The 20,481-nt window shown below is 39.8% G+C and carries 13 protein-coding genes; 2 read left to right on the top strand and 11 right to left on the bottom strand.

Annotation, left to right across the window (positions count from 1 at the left end; translation table 11 throughout):
- Positions 1-3,779: pneumococcal collagen-like adhesin PclA (gene pclA, locus D8849_RS09680; protein WP_125386943.1), on the bottom strand; the 3,779-nt coding region annotated here is incomplete at its 3' end.
- A 217-nt stretch (positions 3,780-3,996) separates the two neighbouring features.
- On the opposite strand from pclA, the gene pclR reads away from it, so the two are divergent.
- Entirely contained in the window at positions 3,997-5,481 is a 1,485-nt protein-coding gene (gene pclR, locus D8849_RS09675; protein WP_125386942.1) for a virulence transcriptional activator PclR, read from the top strand.
- A gap of 48 nt (positions 5,482-5,529) precedes the next feature.
- On the opposite strand, the gene yaaA is transcribed toward pclR, so the two are convergent.
- The 6 genes from yaaA to D8849_RS09645 all read right to left on the bottom strand — a co-directional run bounded on the left by yaaA (position 5,530) and on the right by D8849_RS09645 (position 14,426).
- Positions 5,530-6,258 (bottom strand): peroxide stress protein YaaA, encoded by a 729-nt coding sequence (yaaA, locus tag D8849_RS09670; RefSeq protein WP_125386940.1) that lies wholly within the window; start codon positions 6,256-6,258, stop codon positions 5,530-5,532.
- Between the two features lie 186 nt (positions 6,259-6,444).
- A complete protein-coding gene (locus D8849_RS09665; RefSeq protein ID WP_125386939.1) occupies positions 6,445-8,040 on the bottom strand; it encodes a hypothetical protein in 1,596 nt (531 codons plus the stop codon).
- Between the two features lie 11 nt (positions 8,041-8,051).
- Positions 8,052-8,462, bottom strand: a complete 411-nt coding sequence (locus D8849_RS09660; protein ID WP_125386937.1) for a peptide deformylase — start codon at positions 8,460-8,462, stop codon at positions 8,052-8,054.
- A gap of 112 nt (positions 8,463-8,574) precedes the next feature.
- The gene (locus D8849_RS09655; RefSeq protein WP_125386935.1) at positions 8,575-11,271 is read right to left on the bottom strand and encodes a cation-translocating P-type ATPase; all 2,697 of its coding nucleotides are present in this window, start codon (positions 11,269-11,271) and stop codon (positions 8,575-8,577) included.
- Positions 11,272-11,529: 258 nt separating this feature from the next.
- Positions 11,530-13,143 carry a DUF6020 family protein gene (locus D8849_RS09650; RefSeq protein WP_125386933.1) on the bottom strand — a complete coding sequence of 538 codons (1,614 nt, stop codon included), beginning with the start codon at positions 13,141-13,143 and terminating at the stop codon, positions 11,530-11,532.
- Between the two features lie 215 nt (positions 13,144-13,358).
- The gene (locus D8849_RS09645) at positions 13,359-14,426 is read right to left on the bottom strand and encodes a bifunctional glycosyltransferase family 2/GtrA family protein (protein WP_125386931.1); all 1,068 of its coding nucleotides are present in this window, start codon (positions 14,424-14,426) and stop codon (positions 13,359-13,361) included.
- A gap of 191 nt (positions 14,427-14,617) precedes the next feature.
- Here D8849_RS09645 and mntE point away from each other — a divergent pair, with 191 nt between their 5' ends.
- On the top strand, positions 14,618-15,811 hold the full coding sequence (gene mntE, locus D8849_RS09640; protein WP_125386929.1) for a CDF family manganese efflux transporter MntE: 1,194 nt from the start codon (positions 14,618-14,620) through the stop codon (positions 15,809-15,811).
- A gap of 53 nt (positions 15,812-15,864) precedes the next feature.
- Here the strand turns inward: mntE and D8849_RS09635 are convergent, their stop codons facing one another.
- Genes D8849_RS09635 through dapB form a run of 4 tightly spaced genes read right to left on the bottom strand, consistent with a single transcriptional unit; the run spans position 15,865 to position 20,301 of the window.
- A complete protein-coding gene (locus D8849_RS09635) occupies positions 15,865-16,476 on the bottom strand; it encodes a hypothetical protein (protein WP_125386927.1) in 612 nt (203 codons plus the stop codon).
- Positions 16,473-18,341 carry an ABC-F family ATP-binding cassette domain-containing protein gene (locus D8849_RS09630; protein ID WP_125386925.1) on the bottom strand — a complete coding sequence of 623 codons (1,869 nt, stop codon included), beginning with the start codon at positions 18,339-18,341 and terminating at the stop codon, positions 16,473-16,475. Before D8849_RS09630 ends, D8849_RS09635 begins: the two co-directional genes overlap by 4 nt.
- Complete coding sequence (locus D8849_RS09625; RefSeq protein ID WP_125386923.1) at positions 18,338-19,537, bottom strand: CCA tRNA nucleotidyltransferase; 1,200 nt, start codon at positions 19,535-19,537, stop codon at positions 18,338-18,340. The genes D8849_RS09630 and D8849_RS09625 overlap by 4 nt, the downstream gene beginning before the upstream one ends.
- Positions 19,534-20,301 carry a 4-hydroxy-tetrahydrodipicolinate reductase gene (dapB, locus tag D8849_RS09620; protein WP_125386922.1) on the bottom strand — a complete coding sequence of 256 codons (768 nt, stop codon included), beginning with the start codon at positions 20,299-20,301 and terminating at the stop codon, positions 19,534-19,536. Before dapB ends, D8849_RS09625 begins: the two co-directional genes overlap by 4 nt.
- Between the last annotated feature and the right edge of the window lie 180 nt (positions 20,302-20,481).

The raw sequence follows: 20,481 nt of genomic DNA, 5'->3' as shown, positions 1-20,481 counted from the left end.
GCACCTTTATCACCCTTAGGTCCCTTGATGTTACCTTCTTTTTCCCAGTTGCCGTTATTCTTAACGAAAACGTCACCTGTTTCTGTGTTAACGTATTTATCGCCGTCTTTACCTTCTGTTGTTGGATCAACTTTGCCGTTCAATACGTCTTTTCCGTCGCGTCCATCACGACCGTCACGTCCTGCAGGTCCTTGTGCTCCATCACGTCCGTCGCGTCCTGGTAAACCTTGAGCTCCATCCGCACCTTTATCACCCTTAGGTCCCTTGATGTTACCTTCTTTTTCCCAGTTTCCGTTATTCTTAACGAAAACGTCACCTGTTTCTGTGTTAACGTATTTATCGCCGTCTTTACCTTCTGTTGTTGGATCAACTTTGCCGTTCAATACGTCTTTTCCATCACGGCCGTCACGTCCTGCAGGTCCTTGCGCTCCATCACGTCCGTCGCGTCCCGCTGGTCCTGGTACACCTTCACGGCCGTCACGTCCTGCAGGTCCTTGCGCTCCATCACGACCTTGAAGACCTTGAGCACCCTGGTCACCCTTAGGTCCTTGTAGCCCTTGTGGCCCTTGTGGTCCTGCAACTCCGGCTTCACCTTTTAGACCTTGAGGTCCACGAATGTTACCAATCTTATCCCAAGTTCCGTTTTCTTTCTTATAAACATCACCTGTAGTTGCATCGATATAAGTGTCGCCATCTTTACCATCATCTGCTGTTGGTACTTTAGGTCCACTTAATAATTCAGCACCATTACGTCCGGCTGCACCTGCTGCACCATTGGCACCGTCTGTACCATTATAAATTGGTTGTTTAGCAATTAAGTCATCTATACCTTCATCGTACCGACCATTACCATTGTTATCAAAGTACGCTGTAATAAGAGTACCTTCTCTTGGTTTTTCTGCTGGTGCTGTAGATGGGGCGTCTGCTAAAGCTCTTCTTACTCTTCCGCTTCTTTGATTGTTTAATCTTGCCGCTGCTTCAGCTAAGGCATTTAAGTCGATGGTTGGTGTACGTCCATCTTTACCATCTTTAATGTTAGCTACAACAGGCTCTTCTCCAGGAATAGTAAATGTAATATCAGTACTACGGCCGTCTGCTCCACGAGCAGTTGTGATTTTTGGAGTTTTTCCGTCACGTCCCGCTGCTCCTGTTTCACCACGGTCTCCACGGTCTCCTTTTTCACCTTGCGCTCCGGTTAGACCACGTTCGCCTTGGTCCCCTTTTTCACCTTTAGCTCCATCTGCAATGACAACTTCTTTTAGTTTTGTATCGCCTGCATCAAATTCGTTGTTATCATTTTGGTCATAATAGAAGATAACAGTCGTTGTTTTATCTGCGTCATTTCGTTGAGTCGCAACTAATGGACTTGCGCCATCGAAACCATCTCTTACAACAGTACTTGTAACATTACCTCTACCGTCGTTAATCGTGATAGTATGAGTGCCGTCTTCTTTATTATCTTTAACGGTTACGGTTGGAGTTACACCGTCACGACCTGCCTGGCCTTGGTCTCCTTTTTCACCTTTAGCACCTTGTGCTCCAGTCAGACCACGTTCACCTCGGTCTCCTTTTTCACCTTTAGCACCTTGTGCTCCAGTCAGACCGCGTTCACCTTGGTCTCCTTTTTCACCTTTTGCACCTTGTGCTCCAGTCAGACCGCGTTCGCCTCGATCTCCTTTTTCACCTTTTGCTCCTTGTGCTCCGGTTAGACCGCGTTCGCCTCGATCTCCTTTTTCACCTTTAGCACCTTGTGCTCCAGTCAGACCGCGTTCACCTTGGTCTCCTTTTTCACCTTTAGCTCCAGTTAAACCGCGTTCACCTTGGTCTCCTTTTTCACCTTTAGCTCCTTGTGCTCCGGTTAGACCGCGTTCACCTTGGTCTCCTTTTTCACCTTTGGCACCTTGTGCTCCAGTCAGACCGCGTTCGCCTCGATCTCCTTTTTCACCTTTAGCTCCAGTGAGACCACGTTCACCTTGATCCCCTTTTTCACCTTTAGCACCATCTTTAATAGCAATTCTTTGAACAAGTTCGTCTACACCTTCAGTGTAAACACCGTTACCATCATTATCAAGATAGAAAGTGAGGTTATTGGTATCACCGACTTTATTTTGATCAACACGTGGTTTTACAGTTTCAATGAATTCTTTAGCAACACCGATTTGAACAATACGTGGTTTAGCTTCTTTAGTAACTCTATTACTAATTGGCAAGCCTAGGATTGTTTCATTACCTAATCGATGAACTTTATAGGTAATTTGACGTTGTCCTTTTTCACCTTCTCTAACTAATCTAGTCTCACCTTCTGGCAATTTACTAGTTGGAAGATAGATAGTTTGGAATTCAAGTTCTTCTGTAACAGTCTTGTTACTAGTACCACCATTTGGATTTGCATCCAAGAGGAGTGGGTTTGCTCTATAATAATAGTTAGAGTTACTGTATGGGTCATTGCTAGTAGCGGCACCGCCACCACCTTGGTCCACGTTAAAAGTAACTGGTTTCAAACGAACAGACAAGTCACCATTTGGATTAATGATAGGCAAACTAAATCTGATTGTTTGTTCCATATTTGTTGAAGTAGCAGAGGTCATACTGTATCCTGAGTGAGATACGAAGTTGGCACCCTGGCTAATAGGTTTTGATTGCTCTCTTAATCTTGGAGTTGTGATGGTTGCATTTGAAGGATTTCCAAATCCATCCCCTTTGTCCAAGATAAAGTTATTATTAACAAATTCACCTGGACCAGAGTATCTAATTGTGAAATTCAATCTATTACCTTGACGTACTGTTGTTACATCGTAATGAATTGAATTACCACCACGTGAGTTTCCGTAGCCACGGAAACTATAACTACGACCACCTTGACTAATATCTGTAAATGCAACTGTATTTCCAGAACCTGAAACAATTGGGTTAGCTGGATTGCTAGCTGCTCTAAAGCCACTATGCCCTTTATCCAAGTCTTCCTTACGGATAGCTGGATTTTGGCGAGCATCAGAAAGGCTAAGAGCTGGTTTCAAAAGTTCATTAGTAGATTTTGGAGCTGAAGTTGTTTCTACTTTGGCAGGTGCATTAGTTGCTAAAACGCTACTATCAACAGCTGAACGGTCAGTCGTTCTTGCAGCTGGTTTAGCTTCTTCTTTTGCTTCTGCTGTGTCAGCTTTCTTCACTACTGGAGTTTCTGATACTGTTCCTTTATCAGAGTTAGAACGAAGTTCTAGACCAATAATAGCCGATTGAATAGATGACTCTGCTGCTGATAATTCAGCTTCAGTTGCATCTGCTTTCCCAAGCAAGCTTTGACCAGCTTGGATACTTGCTTGCAAGTTTGCAGCACTTGCTTCTGTATATAACTTACTCTCAAGTTTTTTAGCACGCGAAAGAGCCGTTAACAATTTTGACTTGTCAACAGCATCTTGATGCGTTACTTCTTCTTTTTTATCTTTTGCTTCTTCAACTTTTTCTGCTGGTCTAGTAGCTTCTTCAGTTTTAGCTGGAGTCGTTTCTACTGGGTTCGCAACAGTTGGAGCTGCATAAGTTGTTTCTTTTTTAGGTGTAGAAACTTCTGCTGGTTTAGTAGCTTCATCTACCTTATCAACAGAAACACTGTTAGTTGCTTCTGGATGTTGTTCCTCCGCTTGTACTGATTGCGCATTGGCAGCAGTTCCCAAGACTAAGGCTGTCCCGAGCAAGACACTAGCTGCACCAAAGTGATACTTACGAATAGAGTATCGTTGTTGCATGCTATACCAGTCAAATGATTTCTTATGTGAATGTTTCATTTTAAACTCCTAGATAATATTTTATAGTTCCTACTCTACAACCATTTGATATATAAATCAATATTTTCTATACAATTAATATATTCTCTTTTTGTACCTAAAAGTCACTTATATTATTCTAATTTTTCTGACTAATTCAGACAATTTTTCTACTCCGACATTTTTGTACACTTTAGACAATAATATGATATAATGAAAATAGGAGGAAATTACCAATATGCGCAACCTTTTATGCACAAAAGATCAAAGACAATTAAGTTTAATGGAAACCTTAATTCAGAATCGTAATTGGATGAAATTGCATGAACTAGCCGAAAAATTAGGATGTACAGAACGAATCTTAAAAAGTGATTTAAATGAATTACGTGTTGCCTTTCCATCTATTGACATCCAATCTTCTGTTAACGGAATCATGATAGATTTAGAAGTTAACACTAGTGTAGAAGATATTTATCAATATTTTCTTGCTAATTCTCAATTTTTTCAATTACTAGAGTATCTGTTTTTTAATGAGGGGCTACCTATTTATCGAACAATAGAAAATCTTCACTCTAGTAATGCCAACCTCTATCGACTGGGCAGAAATATTACAAAAACTCTATCAACTCAATTCCAAATTGAACTATCTTTTACTCCATCCGAGATACGTGGGAATGAGATTGATATACGCTATTTTTTTGCTCAATACTTTTCTGAGCGCTATTATTTCTTAGACTGGCCTTTTCCTGATCTTCCTGAGGAAGATTTAACAGAGTTTGTTGACTTCTTCTATAAAATTACGAATTATCCAATGCGATTTTCAATTTATAGAATGTACAAACTGATGATAGCTATCAGTATTTACCGCATCAAAAATGGTCATTTTATCGACTTACCAAATCATTTCTATGATGAATACTATCCTATTTTGGCGAGTATTCCAAACTTTGAGGAGATACTTGTCCATTTCTCTGAAAAACTGGGACTTGAAATCACTCCAGATATCATTGCACAAATTTTTATTTCCTTTATTCAAAGTAACATTTTCTTAGATCCTCAAGAATTCTTCAACTCTTTAGAAGAGAACAGTGAAGCAAGACACTCTTACCAATTACTGAGTCAAATACTAGAACGCCTATCAAAACAATATAAGATTACTTTTACCAACCACGATGAGCTGATTTGGCATTTACACAACACCGCTTTCTTTGAAAGACAGGAAATCTTTTCTACCCCAATCTTATTTGAACAAAAAGCATTGACGATTAAAAAGTTTGAAGTTTACTTCCCAGACTTTATGGGGAGTGCGCGTCAAGAACTGGCTCAATACCGTCAGGCAATTGGACAGCATGACCATCCTGAACAGTTGGAACACTTGATGTACACCATCTTAACCCATGCTGAAAACCTCTCTACTCAGTTGTTAGAAAATCGACCACCTATCAAGGTTTTAATTATCAGTAACTTTGACCATGCTATATCCCTTACCTTTGTTGATATGCTTTCCTACTACTGTAATAACCGCTTTACCTTCGATACTTGGGATGAATTAAAAACAAGTCCTGAGATTTTAAATCAGACAGATTACGATATCATCGTGTCTAATTTCTATATTCCAGGGATTACCAAGAAGTTTATTTGCCGAAACCATCTGTCAATCATGGATTTGGTTAATCATCTTAACTGTTTATCAAATGAGATTCATATATCCAATACTTTATAAACTAGAAAAGTCAGCATAATACTGCTGACTTTTTCTTTTATCTATTTTCTATACTTCCTTTACAAAAACCAATTCCTGTGGCTGGGACAAATCTTCTCGGTAGGTAAATCCTGCAAAGCTTAAGCGACGAGCTTCCTCCACCGTTTGTACTTGATTTTCTATCAGCGCTGTCAGGAAGGCACCACGCGCTTTCTTAGAAATGGTTGAATGAATCTTCAGCTGACCACCCTTGTCCTCCATGAATTTGAAGGTCACCATTTTTTCTCTGATTTCCTTAGAAAATACAGTCTCAAACTCGGATGACAAGAGGGAGAAAATCACTTTTTCCTGCTTCACAGCCTCATCATAGACTTGCTTCCAATGGCTCTTCAAAGTCTTACCAGCGACCTTTAATTTCATCAAAAAGTCCAAACGGTGAGGGGCTATGGGTGACAAGGCCGGAACGACACCGTACAAAGCCGAAGTAATAAAAACATGATTTTCAAGATAGGCCTGTTCTGCCTCGGTCAATTTATCTCGCTTGATATGGCGATACATAAGCCCATCAAAAAGTTTCAGAGCTGGATAGTGTTGAGCAGTTTGCCTTTTCAAAGCTTGGATATGTTGAAATTCTTCCGCCGCCTTCTCAGCTGATACCTTGTAAAAACTCTCCAATTGACTGGCAGAATAGAGGGCCAAGGAATCAAGCACGGCCTGACTTTCTAGTTTTAAAGGAGTTGCTTCGATACCCGGCAAGTCTGTGTTCATTTCTTTTGCTGTTGGGATTAAAATTTTCATATTGATAGTGTAGCATATTTTTTAGCCACAACCAAGAAATTCATCTGAAAAGAGACTGGGGAAAAAGGCATTAAAATTAAAAAATGCATAGTATCAGGAATTGAGAAATCTTGATACTATGCGTTTTATGATGGAAAGATTTACTTCATTTTTTCCTGAAATTGAGGTTTTCCCCAGCCTCTCCTCTTACTGAACTTTAAAGGTCTTGAGATAATTGTCTTTTCCTACTTGACCTTCGAAGGTTTTACCATTTTCAAGGTAAGGGAGCTCATCAGATACTGAGGCCTTGACCTTGTATATCTTACCATCAACTTTAAAGAAGTAGACGGTGTCGCCCTTGATAACAGCTGATTTAAGGTCTGCTACCACACCCTTGATACTTTCTGTGGTTTCATTATCAATTTCAAGGTCGTTTTTATTGGCGTACTTGCTGAGCAGTTCTTCTACTGTAGTAGCTACGATAACATTTTGGTACTCGACTGCATCAACCAAAGCGTACTCTTTGACCAAACCAGCATTGTCCTTCAAGCCCATGATGTAGAGAGGCTTGTCATTGAGGTTGATGAGGATTGGGAAGGTTGCCTTGTAGGATTTCTCCTGAACAGCACCTTCGGCTGATTCACGGGCTGATTCTTCTGTCGCAGAAGCCAAGCTATACTTAGTGATTTCTCCTGTTCGCATATTTTCTAGGATAAAACCAAGATTACTTTCATCTGCATTGGCCGATGTCACACCTGTGTAGAGGTAAATATCATTACCGATAGACAAGTAATTATAGCCCTTGGTAGTCTGGGTCACATTTTTCTTGGAAATCATGGCATTCCAGAAACCATCCTTGTACTTGCCGTTGTAGTTGATTTGCTCGATGGTTTCCTCAGCTGGATAAACCCTGTCCACCCATTCCGGAACGTCTGCCAAGCTGTATTCCTTGGTCTCTCCATTTGTGGCGTCCAAGATAATGACTGAAATAGGACGAGGAACTGCTAAGCCAAATTGCTTTTGGTAAACCGTTGCTACATAGAAAGGATTGCCCTCATCGTCCACCTCAAAAGATGGAGTTTTGAAGATCTTGGTTGGGTACTTCAAGCGCAGGTGACGCTTGACATCACGGTTAAAATACTCCGAGTCTGAATATTTGATTGGTGTCTTCAAGTCCACCAAGTTGGCATTTCCAGTTACCATGTCCACCTTGATATACTCGCCGATTCCCTTGGCCTGATTATTAAACCACTTGATAGGATCTGCGTATTCTAGTGGCGTAACTCGATAAGGTTTCCCATCAATCGTTAGTTGAGTATAGGTATCTGCCGCTACGTACTGGGACACCTTATCTGTTAGGGAACCTAAATAGCGGTCCCCAATTTTTTCAGCAGTACTTCTATCTAGGATAGGAACCTTACTAGTGTCAGTCTTAGGAAATTCAGCAAACTCTTTTTCCGTAACCGTGACTACATTGGCATAATTTTTAGCCTGAAAAATGCTAGAAGTTACCAAGGAAACCAAGGCTGCTAAGAGAAGAATTCCTCCAATAGAAGCTAAAAGAACTTTCCCTAACCAATTGATTTTGAAAACCTCAAAATTTAAAGCAGCTTCCGCCTTGCCGTGGCGCACATGAACCGTTTTGACCAGATTGATTCCCTTGCCAAAGCCAAATAAGATTGCTACAAGCAGCATATGCCCACAGAGGAAAAAGAGAAATTCCCAGCTGGTCAGGTTAAGAGGCGGTAAAAAGATATACCAGGTCGTTGCGATAAAAATAAGTTCAAAGACTATTCGTTTCATTTGCTTTCCTCCTAAATGATTCGTCCTTCCAAGTGATCCAGTTCATGCTGGCAAATCTGAGCTGGGAAGCCTGTCAAGGTGATGGTCTGTTCCTTCCACTTGCTGTCACGATAGGACACCGTAATCATTTCATAACGGGTCGTCGGTCTCACACCTGTCAAGGACAAACAGCCTTCTTCTGTCTCATAAGCTCCTTCATATGACAGGAGCACTGGGTTAAACATGATCACAGGAACCAAGCCAAGATTAAAAATAATCACGCGTTTCTGCACCCCAATCATATTGGCAGCCAGACCAACGCAGGTCTTACGATTTGCTAATAGTGTATCCTGCAAATCTTTGGCAAGATAAAGATCTTCTTGACTTGCCGGTTGAGACACCTGAGATAAAAATAAGATATCCTTTACAATTTTCTTCTCCACTTCCTCACACTCCTCTTTCTTTTTACTATATTATAGCAATTATAGCACAAAAGCCGATAACTGCAAGCCCTTTCCCTCAACTGTAACAAAAAGCCATCCGAAGATGACTTTTTTAAATCGCATTCTTGTCAAAACCGAGTTTACGTTGGATAAATTTAACGATTTCGACAATGATAATCATTGAGAAGCTTCCAGCCATAACAATTCCCCATTGAGACAAGTCTAGTTTGGTTACGTGGAAGATTCCTTCAAGCGGTTCTACGACGATTGTTGCCATGAGAAGGATGAAGGATACCAAGATGGACCAGTTGAAGGTCTTAGACTTGAATGGGCCAACTGTCAAGATGGATTGGTAAACAGACTTGACATTGTAGGCATGGAAGAGCTGAATCAAACCAAGGGTTGCAAAGGCCATAGTTAGGGCATCTGCATGAATGGCATGATTGTCACCCACATGAACTGGGTAAGCAATCGCAAGTCCATAAACACTCATAACAATAGCTGCTTGGAGTACACCTTGATAGATGATAGAACTCAAAACACCACCTGAGAAGAAGCTTGCCTTGCGTCCACGTGGTTTATGGTTCATGACACCAGGCTCAGCAGGTTCAACACCTAGTGCAATTGCTGGGAAGGTATCCGTTACCAAGTTGATCCACAAAAGATGAACTGGCTGCAAGACGTCCCAACCAAACAAGGTAGATAGGAAGATGGTTAATACTTCAGCAGTATTGGCAGAAAGTAGGTACTGAATAGTCTTTTGAATATTTGAGAAGACCTTACGTCCTTCTTCAACCGCAACAATGATAGTCGCAAAGTTATCATCTGCAAGAATCATGTCAGAAGCCCCCTTAGAAACCTCTGTACCAGTGATTCCCATACCGATACCGATATCGGCTGTTTTCAGAGCTGGCGCATCATTGACACCATCACCTGTCATGGCAACGACCTTACCTTGTTTTTGCCAAGCCTTGACGATACGAACCTTGTGTTCTGGAGACACACGGGCATAAACAGAGTATTGACCAACTACTTTTTCAAAGTCTTCATCTGACAGTTCATTGAGCTCAGCACCAGTTAAAACGTGGCCTTCTGTATCGTTTGCATCAATGATTCCCAAACGTTTGGCAATAGCTTCTGCAGTGTCTTGGTGATCACCCGTAATCATGATTGGACGGATGCCAGCTTCCTTGGCTACACGAACAGCCTCAGCAGCTTCCGGACGTTCAGGGTCAATCATCCCGATCAAACCAGTAAAGATTAAATCATTTTCAAGCTCTTCAGAAGTCAGGTTTTCTGGAATGATATCAATAATCTTATACGCACCTGCAAGGACACGCAAGGCTTGGTGGGCCATCTCAGAGTTGTTTGTGTGAATGAGGTTTGTAACCTTCTCATCAATCGGAGCAATATCCCCAGCCTTATCACGAAGAACACAACGTTTCAAAAGTTGGTCTGGCGCACCCTTGACTGCTACAAGGAAACGACCATCTGGCAATGGGTGAACCGTTGACATGAGCTTACGTTCAGAATCAAATGGCAACTCAGCCACACGTGGATATTTCTCTAAGAAACCTTTAACATCGTAGCCCTTATCCAAGGCATACTGGATGAAGGCTGTTTCTGTTGGATCACCAATCAGGTTGCCTTCCACATCGATTTTAGTATCGTTTGCCAAAACAACTGAACGAAGTAGGGGCATTTCAAGACCTAGTTCAATGTCATCAGCTGAGTCATGTAGGACTGCATCGTAGAAGACTTTTTCAACTGTCATCTTGTTCATAGTCAGCGTACCAGTCTTGTCAGAAGCAATGATTTCTGTTGAACCAAGAGTTTCTACAGCTGGCAACTTACGAACGATAGAGTTACGTTTAGCTAAAACTTGAGTACCAAGGGCAAGAACGATGGTTACGATAGCTGGTAGCCCTTCTGGGATGGCTGCAACAGCAAGGGCAACAGAGGTCATCAACTCACCGAGTGGATTTTTCCCTTGAATGAAGACTCCAACTACAAAAGTAACAAGGGCAATGACCAAGATTGCATAGGTCAAGACCTTAGAAAGGTTGTTCAAGTTTTGTTTAAGTGGTGTATCTGTCTCATCCGCATCTTGAAGCATACCAGCGATATGACCAACTTCCGTGTACATACCTGTATTGACAACAACACCAAGACCGCGACCATAAGTCACATTTGAGTTTTGGAAGGCCATATTGACACGGTCACCAATACCAGCATCTGCAGCAAGTTCAACTGTCAAGTCTTTTTCGACTGGCACAGACTCACCTGTCAGCGCAGCTTCTTCGATTTTAAGAGAGTTGGCTTCTAGTAAACGTAGGTCTGCTGGTACCACGTCACCTGCTTCGAGGGCAACGATATCTCCAGGTACCAATTCTTTAGAGTCAATCTCCGCCATATGCCCATCACGAAGAACGCGGGCAGCTGGACTAGACATGGATTTGAGGGCTTCAATGGCTTCTTCTGCTTTTCCTTCTTGATAAACACCAAAGGCAGCGTTAATAATAACCACGGCTAAAATGATAATGGCATCTGCGATATCTTCCCCACCAGAAGTCACAACTGACAAGATTGCTGCCGCAACTAGAATGATAATCATCAAATCCTTAAATTGCTCGATGAATTTGACCAGGATTGATCGTTTCTCGCCTTCTTCGAGTTCATTGTGTCCAAATTCTGCAAGGCGCTTTTCCGCCTCACTTGATGACAAACCTTGCTCGGTCGCATCTACAGCATTCAAGACCTCTTCAGGACTCTGAGTGTAAAACGCTTGGCGTTTTTGTTCTTTTGACATGTGTCTCCTCCTTGACATTGTGTGCAAAACAGACTCTCTTTTCCCTCATCGCATCTTTTCACGACAAACAAAAAGAGACCTGTTAATCATAACAAGTCTCGCTGTTTAAGATAGTGCCGGAAAGCATACTTTTCAGTATAAAATTCGGAATGACGACACTATCACAGGTTTCTGCCAGCTACTCCCTTGAGTAGTTCTATTATACCAAATTTTGAAGAAAATTCAAGAATATTTAACTACTCAACATATCGGAAGCTCCTATCGCCTCTTTAAAAAAAGGAAGGGAAGTAACAAAGGGATTATAGCCATGAATACATACGAATATCTAAAATAATTTACAATTGGAGAATAAATGCACGTTAATATTATTGAAACACATATAATTATTAAACCTAAAATCTTATAATCTCTCCTCAATAATGAAATCATCAAAATAATTAACAATAAGATTGTATATAACCCTGCACTATAAAATATAGAAAAAATTGGTAAATAAGAAATCGTCTTATGTATATTCCAATAGAATTCTTGTAGCTTCCTAAACTTTGTTTGATTCTTCCATCCATCATCAAGTGAAGTTGTATTTCCATAAACATTGCTACTATCTTCATACATAACCTGATAATAATTTCCCATATACGTCAAATCTGAAAAATTATATGGATACCAATATGAAACAGACAAATTTAATAATGCATCTATATAAGTCTTTGGATGAGTAAGATAACCCTTAAACCATAATTTAAAAAATTCGTGCTCTCTTCCCTCAAATTGTTCATTTTTCATACTATCTTTAATTGGATCAGCTTTATAATAAACAAATTTCTTGTTATTTTCTAGACCTAATGTAGAATCATAAAAAGCTAATTCTTCACTAGAAAATGAATCTGGATGATAGTATACAGCAGCAGCAAGTTGTTGAAATCTAGGTGCTAAATAATCATACCTCTTTCTTGATTCTTGTGGCTGAATTAAGGAACTTGCAATAAAATTAATTATCAAAGTAAAGCTTATTGATACTAAAGAATAGAACAAAATTTTCTTGTAGTAGCGTTTGTTAAAAATAAATAGTATAAGAATCCCAACAATTATATAAATAACAGCCTTTCTATGCATAATATATATCCCAAAAAAGGAGATAATAAACATAAATAAGAAATTCTTATTCTCAAAAAATTTAGCTGGTTGATAAAGAATATATATAATACATAAAAAAAACAACATTAGTGCATTTACCATATATACATCTTTATACATCGTAAAACTAACTATTATAAAATTTGGAAACAAAAGATAGAATAAATATAAACATCTGTTCAACCATTTATTATTACTTAGTTCAAAAATTCTATATAATACATATACATAAATTAAAGTGGTTATTACTAGAGTAAGAAAATTGAAAATCGCTACTCCAACACCAACCCCTCCTAAAAATTTTATACCAAATTTTGTAAATAGACTTACAGTATAGGTAAATAAATATGGGTGGGAATTTGTCAATGGATAAATCCCTAGACCTTCACCTATTATTACCATACTATCATACGTTGTAACACCTGGATACAACAGTATAAATGCTAGTATTCTAACCAAAAGAAATGGAGTTAATAGACTGAAATATTTTCGCCTATCTATCTTAAGCCTAAATGTATTCAACTCAATATCGAATTTTTTTACATGAACATTGTATTTATCCCAAACTAAATGTAAAAAATACTTAAAGATAAGATAATATCCTATCAAAAGAATAAAAAACAATATAAAAGAATATCGGTTCAAACTCCCCCTAAATAATGCTTGTGTGTATGTTATATCTTCTCCGATTACAAAAATAAATGCTAAAATTGACGAAAATACTTTTATAATCATAGATTCTCTCTTGGTTAAAGAAGATAACTTATTTTTATTTATGAAATATAAAACTGATAAGAATATTGTTGCTGTAATCAATGTTTCTGTTTGAAATACTCTTAAAAACGTTATATAACTATTAACAACTATTTTTTTGTCTAATGTTAACAAAAGTGTAAAATAGTAAGATAAGATAATACTCTTTACAACACTAAAGTTCAACTTATTTATCACTATCTAAACACCCACCTTCTTTGAACTTGATAACTAGCAAGAAATAAAATTGTATCTACTACTATTTTAATGGCTGTTTCAGAACCAGAAAACATATTCCAAACAACTGTCACCATTGCTGCAGACAATAACATTTGGAAAACCGCCAAGCTATAGTATTTAACAATCGTTTTATGAATTCTTTTTTCACCATCAAAGACAAAATTCTTATTCATTGTAAAATTAAAATAAGATGAAATTATTCTTGCCAAAATAGTTGATAATAGAATCAACAGTGCCCCCCTATGAATCCCTGCAGATAAGGAAATCCAAAGGAACAACTGAAACAATCCAATATCAACTAAAAAGGATGAAAGAGATGATAACAAATATTTAAAGAATGAAGCAAAGATTACTTTGTAAATTCTCAATGAATCTTTAATAGGATTGAAATGAGTTTCAGCATTACCATCAAAGTAAATGGTTTCGATAGTTATTTCTTTTATTGGAATCGATTTATCAAATGTATGTATTAACATTTTAGTTTCATACTCAAACCGTTCACCTGGAATTTCTAACATATCATGCAGAATTGCCTTTGGAAAGCCTCTAAGTCCAGTCTGAGTATCTGTAATTTTTCGACCATAAAGCAATTTAAATACTAATTTTGTAAGCTTATTCCCAAATTTACTTTTTGGCGGTACATTTTCAGAATCAAAATCACGACAACCTAAAATTAGCGAATCAGGATAATTAGAAATTATCTCTACCATAGATAAGACATCTTCAACCCTATGTTGTCCATCCGAATCAGCCGTGACAATCCCGTTATATTCTTCTATATTTGGCATTGTCAGAAAATAGTTAAAGGCATTTTTTAAGGCACGTCCTTTTCCTAAATTTTTTGCATGAGTTAATATTTGACATCCCTGTTCATCTCTTAGGTTTTCAAAAATATTTTTAAATTCAGGCCCACTTCCATCATCTACAATTAAAATATTTTCTAACCCAGATAGTCTTAATTTTTCTATGTATTTAATCAAATCAAGTGGAGGATTTAGGGCAGGAATAACAATTAATGTTTTCATATAATCTCCTTTGGTATCTGCTAATATTTTTGTATAAAAAAGCATAAACTTCCAGATATCATTCTATCATGTTTCCTAAAAAAAAAAAGTATTTTCTGTTGTGTATTTTCTTACTTTTATCCATCCTATTTGAATTTTCCCTTGAAAACCAGTATAATGGTAGAATGCTATGTGACTAGAAAGGAAGTTGAATGAAGCAATCTATTTCAAATCTCAAGTTAGCTGAGCGTGGGGCCATTATCAGCATTTCAACCTATTTGATCTTGTCTGCAGCCAAATTAGCAACTGGGCACCTCCTCCATTCATCCAGTTTGGTGGCCGATGGTTTTAACAACGTGTCGGACATCATTGGAAATGTGGCCCTCTTGATTGGAATCCGGATGGCACGCCAGCCTGCTGACCGAGACCACCGTTTTGGTCACTGGAAGATTGAGGATTTGGCAAGCTTAATCACTTCCATCATTATGTTTTATGTCGGTTTCGATGTACTTCAGGATACCATTCAAAAAATTCTCAGTCATGAAGAAACGGTTATTGACCCTCTTGGTGCAACCCTAGGAATCATTTCTGCAGCGATTATGTTTGTAGTTTATCTCTACAATACTCGCCTCAGTAAGAAATCCAACTCCAAGGCACTGAAGGCCGCAGCAAAGGACAATCTTTCTGACGCTGTTACCTCACTTGGTACTACCATTGCCATACTGGCTAGCAGTTTCAATTATCCCATTGTGGATAAACTGGTTGCTATTATCATCACTTTCTTTATCTTGAAGACTGCCTATGATATCTTCATCGAGTCTTCCTTTAGTCTTTCAGATGGCTTTGACGACCGTCTGCTTGAGGACTATCAAAAGGCCATTATGGAAATTCCAAAAATTAGCAAGGTTAAATCTCAAAGAGGTCGCACCTACGGTAGCAACATTTACCTTGATATTACGCTAGAAATGAATCCTGACTTGTCTGTTTTTGAGAGTCATGAAATCGCGGATCAAGTCGAGTCTATGCTGGAGGAACGTTTTGGAGTCTTTGATACCGATATTCATATTGAGCCAGCACCTATCCCTGAGGATGAAATTTTAGACAATGTCTACAAAAAATTGCTTATGCGCGAACAATTGATCGACCAAGGAAATCAACTGGAAGAGCTCTTGGCTGATGATTTTATCTATATTCGCCAAGATGGAGAACAGATGGATAAAGAGGCCTATAAAGCCGAAAAAGACTTGAATTCTGCTATCAAGGACATCCAAATCACTTCTATCAGCCAGAAGACCAAACTCATCTGCTATGAATTAGATGGCATTGTCCATACCAGTATCTGGCGCCGTCACGAAACTTGGCAAAATATCTTTCATCAAGAAACTAAAAAAGAAGACAAACAATGACCCTATCCAATGGATAGGGCCTTTTTGATTATTCTACTTTAAGCAAAGACAGACTATGACGGTTTGGAAGATTTGCTTTTCGAAGCTTGTTTTGCCTCTTTTCTTGCTTGACGATTTTGTTCGATACGCCATTCTCTTTCATAGTATTTCATGATCTCATAGACCCTTTCAGGAAGTCCTACATCTAGTAGAATGATAGGGATGATCAAATCTGCTGACGGATGAAAAGGGAAACACCTTCTCTTCAGTAGAGCTAGAAGTGATTGGAATTTCACATTTTCCTTGTTTTTAAAATAAACTTCAATCCGATAAGAATCCCTATATTTCCCTCGAATCCGAGAGAAGGAAAATTCCTCTACATCAGCCCAAGCATAGAAATGACTGGCTTTCTTTGGGTTTGGTTTGTAGTAAAACCCCTCAACTGTGCATTTCAAATATTCCTTATCCGAGCTTAAAAGTCTGTAAGTCAGATAAACTCCTACTCCAGCATAAGTAATTAAAACTAACATTAACAAAAGACTTATCGTATGAAATCTGCTCCCCTTTCCCGAATGCGAATGGAAATAATAAAGAGCTAACAACAATAAAAGTGCCGAAGTCAAGCCAAACAAAGCGTTCCAAATGATTTTCTTGGGACTACGTTTAATGACTTTTTCTTCCATCATGTCAACTCACTTAGATATTCATAGCGTTCATATTTTTCAAGGAGTGCTTCGTTTTTCTCATCTAGTTCTTTTTGGAGAGTAGCCAGCTTACCAAAGTCAGAGCCATTGGCCTGCATCTCCTCTTCAATAGCAGCGATACGGTTTTCCAAAGCTTCAATATCGCCTTCAATACTTGCCCACTCCTGCTTTTCTTGGTAGGTCATGCGTTTCTTGTCTTCTCGAACCTTAACGACTTTTTCCTTTTCGGCTTTTTGCACTTGATTGGCCATCTCTGTTTCAAAGACTTTTTCATCAAGATAATCGGTATAATGACCAAAGAAAGGACGAATCTTGCCATCCTCAAAAGCGAGAATCTTGGTCGCTACCTTATCTAAGAAATAACGGTCATGGCTAACTGTCAAAACTGGACCAGCAAAACCTTGCAAGAAATTCTCCAAAACTGTCAAGGTTGCAATATCCAAATCATTGGTTGGCTCATCTAAAAGAAGAACATTTGGTTTTTCCAAGAGCAATTTGAGAAGATAAAGACGTTTTTTCTCTCCCCCTGACAATTTCTCAATCAAGGTTCCATGCGTCGAACGTGGGAAAAGAAACTGCTCCAGCAGCTCTGCAATCGAAGTCGTAGAACCACCGCTGGTCTTGACCTCTTCTGCCACTTCCTGCAAATAATTAATCACTCGCTTGCTTTCATCCAAGCCCTCAATTTGCTGAGAGAAATAGGCAATGCGAACAGTTTCCCCAATCACAACTTGTCCTGCTGTCGGCTCAAGAATGCCTGCAATCAAGTTAAGGAGAGTTGATTTCCCAACACCGTTGTCCCCAACAATTCCAATACGATCTTTAGCTTGCACCAAGAGATTAAAATCTTGCAAAATAGGCTTGTTTTCATAGGCGAAGGAAACATCCTGAAACTCGATGACTTTCTTCCCAATACGACTGGTTTCAAAGTTCATGGTCAAGTCTGTCTCAGCAGTACTGCCTGAAACTTCCTTTTTCAAATCATGGAAACGATTGATACGAGCCTGCTGCTTGGTCGCACGCGCCTGCGGTTGTCTGCGCATCCAGGACAATTCTTGTTTGTAGAGTTGTTCTTTTTTGTGAAGAAGAGCCGCGTCACGTTCATCCTGTTCCGCCTTGAGCCGAACATAGTCCTGATAATTACCCTGATACTCGGTCAATCCTGCTCGGTCCAACTCGAAAATCCGTGTTGACAAAGCGTCCAAGAAATAACGATCGTGGGTGATAAAGAGAACCGTCTTCTTGGAATTTTTCAAAAAGAGGGTCAACCACTCAATAGTCGCTATATCTAAGTGGTTGGTTGGTTCATCCAGAAGCAAGAGATCGTGGTTGCCAAGTAAAACTTGCGCCAACTGGACCCGTCTTCTTAGACCACCTGACAATTCCCCAACTGGAGTAGATAAGTCCTGAATACCCAACTTGCTAAGAACCGTCTTGACCTGACTCTCAATTTCCCAAGCTTGAAGAGAGTCCATTTCAGCCATAACCCGTTCCAGCCGTGCCTGCTTGTCCTCACTATAGTTGAGCATGAGGAGTTCATACTCACGAATGAGCTGGATTTCCTTTAGTTCACTAGATAGAACCGTATCCAAGACCGTCTTGCTATCATCAAAATCAGGGTCTTGAGTCAAGTAACCAATCTGGTAATCATTCTTAGCTGAAAAAGGACTAACATCCCCATCAAAGCCAGAAACACCAGAAAGAACATCTAAAAGGGTGGTCTTCCCTGTTCCATTGACACCAATCAAACCAATTCTGTCTAGGTCATGGATGATAAAGGAAATATCCTTAAAAACGGTCTTATCACCGACGGATTTACTTAGTTTTTCAACAATAAAATCACTCATTTTTTCTCCCTTAGATAAGCATGGATGGCTTGACAGTCATTTTCCAATTCTCCATCGACAATGGCATACTCAATCTCTGTTAAAATCTCTCCCAAGTCTGGGCCCGGCTGATAACCATATTCCTTGATCAAAATACCACCGTTGATTTGGATTTCTTTCTTGTCATGAATGGTCAAACTCTGGTAGGTTTCTGTGATGACTTGTGGGTTGACTGGTTTTCCCTGAGCCTGACGAAGATTTTCAGCCTGTAAAAGTAAATCCAAGTCAAAGCGATAACAATCGCGCTTGCTCAATTCTCCCTTTTCACGCAAGGCCAAAATAGTCAGCAAATCCTGAACTTGCTTAGCAAACTGGCGTGAGGTCTTCCAAGCCTTCAAAAATGGCTGCGCATTTTCAATCTCCAAAGCCCACAGTAGAGATGCCCAGGCTTGTTCAGAGGATTTAAAGGTGAAATCAGTCTCCAAATCAAACAGTCTGTTGAGCTTGTTCTGGCTAGCTGCCATATCAGGGAGATAATCATAAGCTTGACTCTCAATCATGGAAGCCAAACCCCTTCTCCAAAATGGAGCCAGCAAGAGTTTATCAAACTCAACGAAGGTACGCTCCACAGAAATTTTCTCCAAAAGTGGCGTCAAAGTCTTCATAGCTTTAAAGGTTTCTGGCTCAAGTTCAAAGCCAAGACTGGCCTGAAAACGGAAGCCACGCATAATCCGCAAAGCATCTTCGTTGAAACGCTCACTTGCCACTCCAACTGCTCGTAAGACTTGCTTTCCCAAATCGTCTAAACCATGGAACAAGTCAATGATTTCCCCTGTCTCGTCCAAGGCAAAGGCGTTGACTGTAAAATCACGGCGCTTAAGGTCTTCTTCTAGCGAACGCACAAAGGAAACCGCACTGGGTCTGCGATAGTCCACATAGACATCTTCAGTTCGAAAGGTGGTTACCTCATACTCCTCATCCCCATCTAAAACCAAGACGGTTCCATGCTCGATTCCGATATCGGCTGTTCGCGGAAAAATCTGCTTGGTTTCTTCTGGATAAGAAGAGGTCGCAATATCCACATCATGGATAGGGCGATTGAGAAGGGCATCTCGAACAGACCCCCCAACAAAATAGGCCTCAAAACCTGCTTCTTTAATTTTTTCTAATACTGGTAAAGCCTTCTGAAATTCAGAAGGCATTTGCGTTAATCTCATAATAAGTGTTCTAATCCATAGACAAGCTCATGACGCTTGACAACTTCTTTAATTCCCAAATTCACCCCTGTCATGAAGGAGCTACGATCATAGGAGTCATGACGGAGTGTCAATCCTTCTCCCTGATTGCCAAAAATGACTTCCTGATGGGCTACTAAGCCTGGCAAACGAACTGAGTGGATGCGCATGCCATCAAAATCAGCACCACGAGCACCTGCAATCAATTCTTCCTCATCAGGCGCACCTTGCTGGATTGACTCTCGAACTTCTGCGATTAACTCAGCTGTTTTAATAGCTGTTCCACTAGGGGCATCCTTTTTCTTGTCATGATGGAGCTCGATAATCTCCACATTTGGGAAATATTTAGCAGCCTGCCTTGCAAATTGCATGAGTAAAACAGCACCCAAGGCAAAGTTAGGAGCGATCAAGCCACCCAAATCTTGAGCACGAGAGAATGCTTTTAGCTCTGCAATTTCTTCACTCGTGAAACCAGTTGTTCCAACAACTGGAGCAAAGCCATTCTCAAGAGCAAAGCGTGTGTTTTCATAGGCAACAGCTGGAGTTGTAAAATCTACCCAAACATCCGCTTCAAATCCTGCTAAATCAGCCTTATCCTTGAAAACAGGAACTCCCTGCCATTCTGACTCAGACTCAGAAGGATCCAAAACTGCTACCAAATCCAAGTCTGGATCAGCCAAGACCATCTGGCAAGCAGCTTGTCCCATCTTTCCCTTAAAACCGGCAATAATTACTCGAATACTCATCTCTACTCCTATTTAAGATACAAAGGACCTTAGCTGCCCATGAAAAATAGGGAATGGCGCTGACTTCCAACGAAAGGCAAGACAGGCATCTTTTTTCAAGAGGCAGGTAGTCCGTGTTCAATTGCTAAGATATAAAGCCTGCAAGAACACAAAGTGAAAATAGGAGTTCTAATCAAGGAG

The sequence above is a fragment of the Streptococcus mitis genome, from assembly GCF_003942765.1.
Taxonomy (GTDB): domain Bacteria; phylum Bacillota; class Bacilli; order Lactobacillales; family Streptococcaceae; genus Streptococcus; species Streptococcus mitis_BE.
Note: the sequence above shows the minus strand (reverse complement) of the source record. Positions and strands in the feature narration are given on the sequence as shown.